Raw genomic sequence first — 11,702 nt, 5'->3', positions numbered from 1 at the left:
GCTGGCCGCATTTACCTATTGGAGGAGGTATTCATTTTGGTAGGGATTGTTGTGGTATCCCATAATGTAAAGATTGCCGAAGGCATCAAGGAAATGGCCGAGATGATGGCCCATAATGTGCAGATTGCCGTGGCAGGAGGCCTCGAGGACGGCATTATGGGTACAAGTTATGAGAAAATCAGTGAAGCGGTGGAACTGGTTTGTGGCCGTGATGGCGCTGTGGTCATCATGGATATGGGCAGTGCCATCATGACTACGGAACTGGTGCTGGAAAACCTCAAGGACGATGCCGTGCGCATGGCAGACTGTCCGCTGCTTGAAGGCACAATGCGGGCGGCTGTCGTAGCAGCCAATGGCGGCTCCCTGGAAGAAGTGGTGGCAGCAGCTGAGGAAACCTGCGGCCAAAAGAAGCTTGCGTGACCAAGGTCACGGCTAAGTGTTGACAGGTCATCTATAATGGATAATAGAAAGCCATTTTCAATAGGAGGCTGAATATTATTATTTTCCAAACATTAACTAAAGATGACAAAAATTTATTGGATCGATATTATCGCAGTGGTTACTATGAGAATTCTCATTTTAATTTCACTAATCTTTTTATGTGGCGCAAGCCCTATAAGGTAAAACATGCAGAACAGGGAGAAATCCTTTATCTGACCTGTGAATGGGAAGGCGTGCTCTATGCCCTGCAGCCGGTCTGTGCTTCGTCCCGCTGGGAAGAAGCAGTTGCAACGCTGCGTGCTTATTTTGCCGAGCAGGGGACGGCTTTATACTTCACGGGCATCGAGAAAAATTTTGCGGATTTTCTGGCGGAACGCTATCCCGGGGCTTTTGACATCCAGTCTGACCGGGATAATTTTGACTATGTCTATCTGGCCGACAAGCTCATCACTCTCGCCGGGCGTAAGCTGCATTCCAAGAAGAATCATTTGAATGCCTTCCGGAAGCTTTACCCCGAGGCGGAGTATATGAAGATCACGCCGGCAATCCTGCCTGCCTGCAAGGCTGAACTCGAGAAGTGGTATGCGGCTCATATCGAGGCCATGCCGGATTCGAAATTCATTCCCTGGGAACGGGATGCAATCCTGGAACTTTTCGAGGATTGGGATTACTTCCAGCTCAAAGGCGGTGCAATCTGCCTGCATGGCAGGATTATCGCCTTTACCTTCGGGGAACAGCTCAACCGTGACTCCGTGGTGGTGCATGTGGAAAAAGCCGATCCCAATATCCGGGGAGCTTACCCGGCCATCAATCAGGGCTTTATTGAGCATGAGTGGAGCGGCATGACCTATATCAACCGCGAGGAAGATATGGGGCAGGAAGGTTTGCGCAAGGCCAAGGAGTCTTACAAGCCGGAAAAGATGATTGAAAAGTACAATGCGAGATATATCGCAGATTGATTTGCTAATATGCTAGAGGTGAACAGATTTTTTGCAGCAGGCATTAGAACGGAAAATTATTTTTCAGGACAATCATGAAGCCTTCGCTCTTCTGGGCGAGGGCGATGAGTTTTTACAGGTATTCCGCAGCGAGTTTGACTGCCAGTTTATCAGCCGGGGCACGCAGGTGGAAATCCTCGGTGAGGGTGCGCAGGTGGAGATGGCGGCCAAGGTGATGGAGGAGCTCCTCTATCTCTATCGGCAGGGCACGACTATCACCATGCATGAGGTGCGTTATGGTATCGGGCTCGTTAAGGGCGGCAAGGGCGAGGCTCTGCATACCCTGTTTGGAGATACGATCCTCGTCACGGCCCGGGGCAGGCACGTGCGCCCAAAGACACTGGGACAGCGGCGCTATCTGGATACCATCCGCCGGAATTCCATCACCTTTGGCATTGGTCCGGCCGGCACCGGCAAGACGTACTTAGCCGTGGTGATGGCCGTGGCGGCGCTGCGCAACCGCGAGGTGCGCAAGATCATCCTGACGCGTCCGGCGGTGGAAGCCGGGGAACGTCTGGGCTTCTTGCCCGGGGATCTGCAGGACAAGGTGGATCCTTATCTGCGTCCGCTTTATGATGCCCTGCAGGATATCTTAGGTCAGGACACCTATACGAAATTCATGGCCAAGGGCTTTATCGAGATTGCGCCACTGGCCTATATGCGCGGCCGCACTTTGGAAGATGCCTTTATCATTTTGGACGAAGCGCAGAATACCACGGACAAGCAGATGAAGATGTTCCTGACGCGTCTGGGCTTTGGCTCGCGCATGGTGGTCACGGGCGATTTAGGTCAGGTGGACTTGCCGCGGGGCGTGACGTCCGGCCTCAGGGAAGCGGCCAAAGTGCTCGAAAACGTCAAGGGAGTGGGCATTGTGCGGCTGGCACCGCTGGATGTCATCCGCCACGAAGTCGTAACTCGCATTGTCGAGGCATATGGTGCTTACGAAGAGAAGCGCAAGGCTGAAAAAGAGAAAGAAAAGGCGAAACAGGAACAGTAACATGGAAATCATCATCACTAGCGAACCGGAAGATTTACAGGTTCCGGAAGAATACATTGCGAATATCCGCACGGCCATCGAAACGGTGGGCAAACTTTATGGCGTCGAAAACAGTGAAGTCAGTGTGACGCTCACGGACAACGAGCATATCCATGTAATCAATCGGGAATACCGCGGGGTGGATCGTCCCACGGACGTCATCTCCTTTGCGTTCAACGAAAGCGAGGAGCCGGAGGTGGTCGGCGGCAGTGAAATCAATATGCTGGGCGATCTGATCATCTCCCTGGAACGGGCCGAGGAGCAGGCTGCCGATTACGGCCACAGCGTGCGCCGGGAAGTGGCATTCCTGACCGTACATGGCATGCTGCATCTTTTGGGTTATGACCATATGGAAGATGAGGAACGTGAAGAGATGGAAGCGGAACAGCGCTTCGTTATGGAAAAATTGGGAATTAGCAGAGACTGAGAAATAGGAAAGAGGCATATATGGAGCAGAAGATGAAATCCGGCTTTATCGCCGTTATTGGCCGACCGAATGTGGGCAAGTCCACTTTGATCAACACCCTGATTGGGCAGAAAATCGCCATCATGAGCGATAAGCCCCAGACCACGCGCAACCGCATCCTGTGCATTTTGACACAACCGGATGCGCAGATTGTCTTCCTCGACACGCCGGGCATCCATAAGCCCAAGCATAAACTGGGCGAATACATGGTCAAAGCAGCCGAAGGCACTCTGCGTGAAGTGGACGCCATCTTCTTCGTGGTGGATGCCACGGAAAAGATGGGCCCGGGTGAGCATTATATCCTGGAGCGCCTGCAGGCAACGAAACGCCCGGTAATTCTCGTGGTCAATAAGCTGGATCTGATTGAACGGGAGCAGGCCCTGCCCATTATCTCGAACTATACCTCCAAGTATGAGTTCGCTGGTGTCGTGCCCATTTCAGCTAAAGAGGAAATGAACCTCGACAGCCTGCTGACCGAAGCCAAGAAGTATTTGCCGGAAGGGCCGCAGTATTATCCCGAGGATATGGTTACTGACCAGCCCGAACGCCTGATCGTGGCCGAACTGATTCGTGAAAAGGCACTGCAGCTCACCCGCGATGAGATTCCTCATGCCATCGCTGTGGATGTGGATGAGATGACCACCCGCCCCAATGATGATGTCTATATCCGTGCCACCATCTATGTGGAACGCGATTCCCAGAAGGGCATCGTAATTGGCGCCAAAGGGGCCATGCTCAAGGAAATCGGCGCCCTGGCTCGCACGGATATCCAGAACCTCTTAGGCTCCAAGGTCTTCCTTGACCTCTGGGTAAAGGTCAAGAAGGACTGGCGCGACCGTGACGGCATTCTGCGCAATTTCGGCTTTGGTGACGAGCGATGAAGGAAAGTTGTTCCAAACGGATTTCCCGCCGCTTTATCAATGGCCTGATCATTCTCGTACCCTTAGCCATCACCATCTTTGTGGTGTTGGAAACCCTGAACTTTACGGAAGGGGTGCTGGGCAAGCACCTCCCGTTCTATTTCCCGGGCATGGGGATTGTCACGCTGCTGTTGGTCATCTATCTGACGGGCTGGGCTTCGACCTATTGGGCGGCCCGCCGGCTGATTCATATCGGCGAGACACTGCTGGGCAAGATTCCTGTTATCAAATTTATCTATAACAGCGTCAAGCACCTGTCTACGGCGGTATTCGAGTCCAACAATATGTTTGACCATGTGGTGCTGGTGCCCTTTCATCAGTCCCAGGCATTGGGCTTCATCATGGCCGATGTACCCCAGACCTTGAAGGATAAGCTCGGGGATGATTATGTCTGTGTCTTTGTGCCTTGGAGTCTCAATATGACCTCCGGCACCAATCTCTTTGTCAAAAAGAGTGATGTGACCTATCTGGACATCAGCAGCGAGTCGGCCCTGCAGTATATGCTGACCGCCGGTGCAGTCATGCCCAAGCGCATCAGCGATGTCAAACCAGAGGAGAATAAATAATGGGAAGTTACCAAACGGCCGCTGTCGTCTTAGGTTCCAGAAACTGGGGCGAAGCGGATAAGATGGTGACGCTCTTTACAGCAGACCGCGGCCTTGTTGAGGCCGCGGCTTTTGGCTGCCGCCGTCCGAGAAGTCCCCTGGCTGCGGGCATGCAGATGTTTTCCAGCATCGAGGTGCAGCTCTCCGAGGGCCGGCGGTTGGATACGGTGCGGCAATGTACCCTGAAGCGTCACTATAAGAAACTCACGGAGGATTTGGAGGTCATGGCCTATGGCAGCTTCGTGGCCGAATTCCTGCGGGAATTCCTGCCGCCGGGACAGGCCGAGCCGCAGATGTTTGCGAGGCTTCTTTACATCCTCGATTCCTTCGAGGTGCGCAACCCCAGAGTGACGGCACTGATGGCAGTGATCCAGCTTCTGGAATTCACCGGTATGCAGCTGCACTTCGAGCACTGCGTCCATTGCGGGAGCGATGTCAGCGATGATGCCCTGTTCAGCATGACCGCGGGCGGCATCCTTTGTACAGATTGTCAGGAACCCGGCGCCCAGCCCTTCCCAGACGAATTGCGCCGCTTTATACTGATGCTCAGGGACTACAATTGGGAAAAGCCACAGGAACTCAAGATAACCGGAAATCTCCTGATGCAGGCCGAGCAATTGTTCCTAAACTATTTGCAAAGTTTATTGGGCAGGCCGCTCAAATCACTGGCCTTTATTCAGCAGTTAGCGTAGGTATTTAAGTTGATAACCTGCTGGAACCTGTGCAGTTGCGGCAGGTCGTGGGTGATGACGATAACGGTTTGACCGGTCAGATTTGACCGGTCAATTATATTGTCCAAAACTTTTTCGGCAGTTGGTGTGTCAAGGCCTGCGGTGGGCTCGTCGAAGAGCAGGAGGGGGCATTTGCTGGCGAGAATCAGGGCGGTGATCAGGCGATTGCGTTCGCCGCCGGAGAGGGTGCAGGCGTTGTCGCCTAAGGGCGTGTCAATGCCTTTAGGGAGGCTCTTTATGAGTTTTGACAGTTGGGCGGCCTGCAGGGCGTTTGTGATGTCAATTTCGCTGATGTCAGGGTGCAGGCGCAGGAAGTTTTCGCGGATGGACTGGCTGAACAGGAAGCTTCCCTGAGGGAGGGCACAGATAGGCGACGTGGCTGTTGGAGTATAAGAGATTGTGCCATTGGTGGGCTGCCAGAGGCCGGCGAGCAGATAGGCCAGCGTGGTTTTGCCGCTGCCGCTGTCACCGATGATGGCGGTATGGCAGCCGGATATGATGGAAAAACTCAGGTCTGTGAAAATAGCCGGACTTTGGGGATAATGGAAGGCAAGGTCTTGCACGGTCAACAGTTCGCTGGCCGTAGCGGGAGCAGAGGCTTTCGGAATAGCTGGGGCCTGCAAAGCCTTGGCCGCTAGTTTTGCTTCCTGGAAATGTCGGACAGCAGGCGGCAGTTGGGCAAGTTCCTGCATAAGGGCCAAGAGCACCAACAGCCAGAGGGAAAGCTCGATGCCGCTGATGATTTCCTGTTGGACGGCATCAATCAGCAGAGCAAAAATCACCAGCAGAGTTAGGACGCGCAGAAAACCTAAAGAGAGGTCAATCTGATCCTGCTTTTTTTGACTGGTCAGCAGTTTTTGCTGCCACATCCCTGCTGACCAGTCAAGTTCGGTACAAGCAGTGCCAAGTGTCCCCGCCGTAAGCAGTTCATGGCTGCCCTGGGCATAATCCAATAGCGTATTGCGATAAGCCCGGCTGAAACGGGCTTTTCCTGTCGGGGAAAGCCAAAGAGGCAGAAGATGGCTGATATAGAGCAGAGGTAGCAGCAGGACGCCATAGCCCAGGACGGGACAGAGCAGCAGCATCAGGAGCATGGTGGTCAGCAAAATAGCCGCAGGGGGCAGCAGGCCGCGCAGGAAAAAGTCCTGCCAGATGGCGGCATTGGTCAGCAGGGCATTGAGCATGGTGCCCTGCTTTGCCTGCTTCAAGGGCTGATTCGCAAGGTTATTGGCGATATCGTAGAGACGCAGGCGTAAATTTTCGACTAATTGGAAGGCTTTGGCATGGGTGAAATAGCGTTCGCCATAGCGTAAGACAGCCCGGCCGATACCCAAGGCACGTACTGCGGTGATGCCTAAGGTCAGGGCATAGAGGGGCGGCATCAGGGCGGCAGAGCTTATAAGCCAGGCGGCGGCACCGAGCAGGCCGAGATTGGCAAGCATGGCGCTAAGGCTCAGTACCAGCAGCAGGCAGAGTTCAAAGGGGCGCAGCATGGTGAAGATTGCTCTTAACATGATTCGTCCTCCTTTGGCAGGTAGTTATTGAGGTTGATGATATGGTCAGCCAGCGCTCTTACGGCTTCGTGATGGCTGCTGATGACCACTGTGCGGCGTTTGGCCAAGACCGAGATGGCCTTGAGTACGAGTTTTTCTGTGTTTTCGTCCAGTCCCGTGGTGGGTTCGTCCATAAGCAGGATGGGATTGTTCTGCAGGATCAGCCGGGCAAGTCCCAGCCGTTTCAATTGTCCCTGGGAGAGCTTCTGCCCGCCGTCGCCAATGATGGTTTCGAGGCCTTGGGGGAGCTGCTGGTAAAAATCTTCCAGCTGGGCCAGCCGCAAGGCTTGGATGCAGCGCTCGACAGGGGCTTCCTGAAAGAGCAGGAGATTTAGCAGTAGTGTTCCCTGATAAAGATGCGGTTCCTGTGGCAGATAACCGATGAGTTTTGCTTTGCTCGCCGGGTGCATGGTGGGCAGGGGCTGGTCTTCAAGCAGGATTTTGCCGCTGGTGGGGGCATGAATTCCGGCCAGCAGGCTCAGCAGGGTGCTTTTGCCGCAGCCGCTGCTGCCGGTGAGCAGGGTGATCTTTCCCGCGGGAATCTGCAGGGTGATCTTTCCCGCGGGAATCTGCAGGGAAAGATCGGTCAGTGTGGGCGTATGGCGTTGGGGATAGGTGAAGGTGAGATTATGGACGGAAATCATTGGGGGCACGCGCAGGGATTCGTGGTGTTCTCTTGGAGGACGGTTCTCTTTCGTTAGGAATGAATCGATCTTAGCGGCAGCGGTATTGCTTTCCATAGCGGTATGGAAGGCTGTGCCGCTTTGGCGCAGGGGACGGTAGAATTCTGGCAGGAGCAGCAGGATGAAGAAGCCGGTGGCAAAGTCAAGCTCGCCATTCAGCAGCCGCAGGCCGATGGTGACGGCAATCAGGGCGATGGCCAAGGTGGTGATGAGTTCCAGCACAAAGCTGGCGAGAAAGGCCAGTTCCAATACGTTCATAGTGGCCCTGGAAAAATCCTGCATCAGCATTTGGGCATTTTTGCGCTGCATTTTATCCTGCTGAAAGATTTTCAGCACGGGGATGGTTTGGATGAGCTCGTGGAAATCATGGGTAAGCTGCTGCAATTTTTCCCAGGCGGTTTCGCTGCGCTTTTTGGTCAGGCTGCTGAGAAGATAGAGCAGGAATGGGGCGATGGGCAGCGTGAGCAGGCAGATTAGGGCGGTCAGCCAGTCGCTGAAGAAAAAGATTAGCAAGAGGAACGGAATATCGATAAGCAGGGAGAGGATGGTGGGGATTAGTATCTGCCAATCGGCGTCCAAGGTTTCCGTGCTTTCGCAGGCCAGTGTGAGCAGAAGGGGGCTGTTCTCTGGTGCCTGAGGATTGGCTAGGATGCGGCGATGCAGTTTTTGCCGCAGGCCTTGCCGGAAGGAGAGGGAGGCTTTGTGTTGCAGTTGTTTTTGCCGATAGCGGACAATTTCCCGTAACAGAAGCAAGAAAAGCAGCACCAGCAAGACTGGCGCTGCTTCTTTTAATGTATTTTTCTGCAGAAAGACAACAGCCGTGATCTGGCTCAGGGCTTTCATGGCAGCGGCAAAGAGGCCTGCTGTCATGAATTGTCCCAGGGCCAGCATCAGTAAAGTTTTTTTATCGTTGTGCAGATAGAGTTGGAAACGTGGTGGAATCATAGCGGCCTTTCTGTATGGAGAGTGAATCAATAATGAGCGGTATCATCTGCCGTCAGGCGTTTGCGGAAGATATAGTAGGTCCAGATCTGGTAGCAGAGGACGATGGGCACGAGGATAAAGGCGGCCACCGTCATGATGGACAGGGTGTACTCGGTGGATGAAGCATTGGTGATGGTCAGGCTCCAGTCCGGATTGAGGCTTGAGACCATGAGCCGCGGGAACATACCTGCAAAGAAGCCAAAAGTTACGCTGGCAATGGCCAGTGCGCCCAGGATAAAGCTGTTCTTGCCAGGCTTTTTGGCAAAAATGCAAAGGCTCAGCAGGAAGAACACGGCTGTGGCCAGGAACAAGACCAATGCACAGGGACGGGCCAGAAGGTCCGTGTTTTCCATGGTAAGCAATAAATAGAGTACGTAGGCAATCACGGCCGAACCGCCGGCGCATTTGCCAAGGCCCTGAATCTTGTAGAGCAGGCCTTTATCCACCAGCCGCAGCTGCAGGAAGGAGGCACCGTGATAGGCGAAGACCAGTACGAAGACCAGGCCGCCGAGAATAGAGTAGATGCTTAATAGATTCAGGAAGTTGCCTTGATAAATCATATTGTGGCCAATCGGCAGACCAGCAGCCAAATCCGTCACGGCTACACCCCAGAGGAAGGCTGGCACGATACTGCCGATAAAGATGGCGGCATCCCATGCTTTTTGCCAGCAGGGGCATTTTTCCTTCGTGCGCAGTTCAAAGGCCACGCCGCGCAGGATTAGGGCCACGAGCATCAGGAACAGCGCCAGATAGAAGGTGCTGAACATGGTGGCATAGACATGGGGGAAGGCGGCAAAGAGAGCACCGCCGGCGGTAATCATCCAGACCTCATTGCCATCCCAGACGGGGCCGATGGTGCGCAGGATCAGACTGCGGTCTTCGGGACGTTTGCTGACGAAAGGAAAGAGCATCCCCACGCCGTAGTCAAAGCCCTCGAGGAAGAAGAAGCCGGTGAAGAGCACGGCAATCAGTATGAACCAAATCACTTGATAATCCATTATGCGTCCCTCCCTTCTGCGGGAATGGAAGTTTTCCGGATAAAGCGCACAGCCACATAGAGGGCGGCGATGATCAGGACTAAGTAGAGCAGCGTGAAGCCGACCATGGTCAGGAAGACTTCAAGGCCGGTCAGATTCGGCGACACGGCTTCAGCCGTTTTCTGCAGGCCGACTACGATCCAGGGCTGACGGCCGCCTTCGGCAACGAACCAGCCGGCGGTGTTGGCCAGGAAGGGCAGGGGCAGAGCTAAGGGCAGGAATTTCAGCAAGCAGGGATAGACATCCAGCTTGTTTTTCCAGGCCAGCGCTGCTACGGCCAGGGCAATCAGCAGCATGGCACCGCCGCAGCCCACCATGATGCGGAAGCTCCAGAACATGCCAAAAACATCGGGACGGTAATCACCATTGCCGTACTTGGCGACCATTTCCGCATTGACTGTGTTGATGCCCTTGACTTCCCCGTCCGGTTTATTGTAGAGCATCAGGGAGAACAGGGCGGGCACCTTGATCTCGCAGGCATTCTTATGATTGTCCTGATCGATGACCGCCATCACGGCGAAGGGCGCCGGATCCTCATTTTCCCAAAGGGCTTCCATCGAAGCCAGCTTCATGGGATTGGCCTCAGCCAGATACTGCGTGTGCATATGGCCGCTGCCCATGACGCCGAGCACGCCGATGGCCAGATAGATGGCGCCGGCTTTGAGTACATGGCGGAAGACATCCTGCGAGGCTTGGTCGTGGACGTATTTCCAGGCGGCGACAGCCAGCACGAGCACGCCTGCCGTGGAAATGCCCGAGAACAGGGCATGGGAATATTCTCCGACCACGTAAGGATTGGTGACGAGTGCGAAGAAGTCATTCATCTCAGCGCGCCCGTTCTGTACCACATAGCCCACGGGATGCTGCATGAAGGAGTTGGCCACGAGAATCCAGAAGGCCGACAGATTGCTGCCGATGGCAATGAGCCAGGCACAGAGACAGTGGGCCTTAGGTGAGAGCTTGTCCCAGCCAAACATCCAGATGCCTAAGAAGGTGGACTCAAGGAAGAACGCAGTCAGTGCTTCCAGTGCCAAAGGCGCGCCGAAGATATCGCCCATAAAGCGGGAATACTCGGACCAGTTCATGCCGAAGTGGAACTCCTGCACGATACCAGTGACCACGCCTAAGCTGAAGTTGATCAGAAACAGCGTGCCGAAGAACTTCACGAGCTGGCGGCAGGGTTCCTTCCAGTGTGGCCGCTGCGTCTTTACATAGCAGGTTTCCAATAGGGCCACCCAGATGGTGAGTCCCAAGGTCAGCGGCACAAAGAGAAAGTGGTAGATCGTCGTAATGGCAAATTGCCATCGCGACAAAAGCAAAGCCTCCATACAAATCCCTCCTAACTGATATGGTATGAATTCTTAGTGAGAATATTCGTGATTAAGCACTTGAATCCTTTTATTTTAGAAGAAAAAATTGCAGCAGACGGCAGGTTTTAGGCAGAAAATAAAGAATATAGTCAGTGAAGATGACAAAGGAGGAGGGCAAGCTTATGCATGATGTAAAACGCCCGGTTCGGGAGGCCTTGCAGCAGTTGGAGAAGATGAAGATGCTGGAGAGCAGCTATGCAGAGGTAAATAAGTATCAGAGCATTATCAATCTGTTTGCAAATCTCAGCTATGCCTGCGAATTGATGGCTGATGAGCTCAGTGAGCACACCGGACAGAAGCCGGAAGAAGTGTTGGCAGAGTATTATAATCGGGCTGGTATCGAGGTAGATGTGACCTGATGAGATCCCCGCAGGCCAGTTTTACGGCCTGCGGGATATTTTTTGCTTTTTTTCCCAAAAAAGGTGTTGACAGGGAAGTCTTTGTCGTGTAATATAATACAAGTCGCTGGGAGCGAGAGCAAAAAACACAGTTCAGCAAGCCTTGACTGGCAAGGGATTGTAACAGATTGCTTTCGAATTAAGACAAAAAAGAAAAATTAAAAAAGTTCTTGACAAGTCAAACCCGATACGATATGATAAATGAGTCGCTTGAAGCGAGAGCCGATAACGACAAAACAGATTGTTCTTTGAAAACTAAACAATGCAAATAATCATGCAACATGATTAAAGCCAGATGTTAAAGAAACTTTTAAGTTTCTTATCAAACATCGATTGGTATGAACAACATAGCAATCGGCAATTTCTTTAATAGATAATTGAGAGCTTGATTAAGTTCTTCATAAATTTTATGGAGAGTTTGATCCTGGCTCAGGACGAACGCTGGCGGCGTGCTTAACACATGCAAGTCGAACGAGACGA

General features: G+C 53.3%; 12 protein-coding genes and 1 rRNA gene. 9 read left to right on the top strand and 4 right to left on the bottom strand.

Features of this window, described 5'->3' with window-relative positions; translation table 11 throughout:
• Positions 1 to 36 precede the first annotated feature (36 nt).
• The 7 genes from dhaM (at position 37) to recO (ending at position 5,158) form a co-directional block, all read left to right on the top strand.
• Positions 37 to 420: a dihydroxyacetone kinase phosphoryl donor subunit DhaM gene (dhaM, locus tag BLQ59_RS10500; RefSeq protein ID WP_074572851.1), complete on the top strand. Its 384-nt coding sequence runs from the start codon at positions 37 to 39 to the stop codon at positions 418 to 420.
• A gap of 68 nt (positions 421 to 488) precedes the next feature.
• Positions 489 to 1,400, top strand: coding sequence for a DUF2156 domain-containing protein (locus BLQ59_RS10495; RefSeq protein ID WP_074572850.1), 912 nt, complete (start codon positions 489 to 491; stop codon positions 1,398 to 1,400).
• Between the two features lie 31 nt (positions 1,401 to 1,431).
• Positions 1,432 to 2,436 (top strand): PhoH family protein, encoded by a 1,005-nt coding sequence (locus tag BLQ59_RS10490; protein ID WP_074572849.1) that lies wholly within the window; start codon positions 1,432 to 1,434, stop codon positions 2,434 to 2,436.
• Position 2,437: 1 nt separating this feature from the next.
• The gene (ybeY, locus tag BLQ59_RS10485; RefSeq protein ID WP_074572848.1) at positions 2,438 to 2,902 is read left to right on the top strand and encodes an rRNA maturation RNase YbeY; all 465 of its coding nucleotides are present in this window, start codon (positions 2,438 to 2,440) and stop codon (positions 2,900 to 2,902) included.
• A gap of 20 nt (positions 2,903 to 2,922) precedes the next feature.
• Positions 2,923 to 3,822: a GTPase Era gene (gene era / locus BLQ59_RS10480; RefSeq protein WP_014424115.1), complete on the top strand. Its 900-nt coding sequence runs from the start codon at positions 2,923 to 2,925 to the stop codon at positions 3,820 to 3,822.
• A complete protein-coding gene (locus tag BLQ59_RS10475; protein ID WP_014424116.1) occupies positions 3,819 to 4,427 on the top strand; it encodes a DUF502 domain-containing protein in 609 nt (202 codons plus the stop codon). The genes era and BLQ59_RS10475 overlap by 4 nt, the downstream gene beginning before the upstream one ends.
• Complete coding sequence (recO, locus tag BLQ59_RS10470; RefSeq protein ID WP_074572847.1) at positions 4,427 to 5,158, top strand: DNA repair protein RecO; 732 nt, start codon at positions 4,427 to 4,429, stop codon at positions 5,156 to 5,158. The genes BLQ59_RS10475 and recO overlap by 1 nt, the downstream gene beginning before the upstream one ends.
• Here recO and BLQ59_RS10465 read toward each other — a convergent pair.
• The 4 genes from BLQ59_RS10465 to BLQ59_RS10450 are packed head-to-tail and all read right to left on the bottom strand — an operon-like array spanning position 5,143 to position 10,782.
• Positions 5,143 to 6,711, bottom strand: a complete 1,569-nt coding sequence (locus BLQ59_RS10465) for an amino acid ABC transporter ATP-binding/permease protein (RefSeq protein ID WP_074572846.1) — start codon at positions 6,709 to 6,711, stop codon at positions 5,143 to 5,145. The two genes, recO and BLQ59_RS10465, sit on opposite strands and share 16 nt — an antisense overlap.
• Positions 6,705 to 8,378 carry a thiol reductant ABC exporter subunit CydD gene (gene cydD, locus BLQ59_RS10460; protein ID WP_081342537.1) on the bottom strand — a complete coding sequence of 558 codons (1,674 nt, stop codon included), beginning with the start codon at positions 8,376 to 8,378 and terminating at the stop codon, positions 6,705 to 6,707. The genes BLQ59_RS10465 and cydD overlap by 7 nt, the downstream gene beginning before the upstream one ends.
• 26 nt (positions 8,379 to 8,404) lie before the next feature.
• The gene (gene cydB, locus BLQ59_RS10455) at positions 8,405 to 9,415 is read right to left on the bottom strand and encodes a cytochrome d ubiquinol oxidase subunit II (RefSeq protein WP_074572845.1); all 1,011 of its coding nucleotides are present in this window, start codon (positions 9,413 to 9,415) and stop codon (positions 8,405 to 8,407) included.
• Complete coding sequence (locus BLQ59_RS10450; RefSeq protein WP_074572844.1) at positions 9,415 to 10,782, bottom strand: cytochrome ubiquinol oxidase subunit I; 1,368 nt, start codon at positions 10,780 to 10,782, stop codon at positions 9,415 to 9,417. The genes cydB and BLQ59_RS10450 overlap by 1 nt, the downstream gene beginning before the upstream one ends.
• Positions 10,783 to 10,946: 164 nt before the next feature.
• Between BLQ59_RS10450 and BLQ59_RS10445 the strand changes: the two genes are divergently transcribed.
• Together BLQ59_RS10445 and BLQ59_RS10440 are read left to right on the top strand one after the other, a co-directional pair.
• Positions 10,947 to 11,183 (top strand): hypothetical protein, encoded by a 237-nt coding sequence (locus BLQ59_RS10445; protein WP_074572843.1) that lies wholly within the window; start codon positions 10,947 to 10,949, stop codon positions 11,181 to 11,183.
• Positions 11,184 to 11,628: 445 nt separating this feature from the next.
• Positions 11,629 to 11,702 (top strand): 16S ribosomal RNA (locus BLQ59_RS10440); the annotation flags it as partial.

This window comes from Pseudoselenomonas ruminantium (genome assembly GCF_900104055.1).
Taxonomy (GTDB): domain Bacteria; phylum Bacillota; class Negativicutes; order Selenomonadales; family Selenomonadaceae; genus Selenomonas_A; species Selenomonas_A ruminantium_C.
This window is presented reverse-complemented; position numbering and strand designations above follow the sequence as displayed.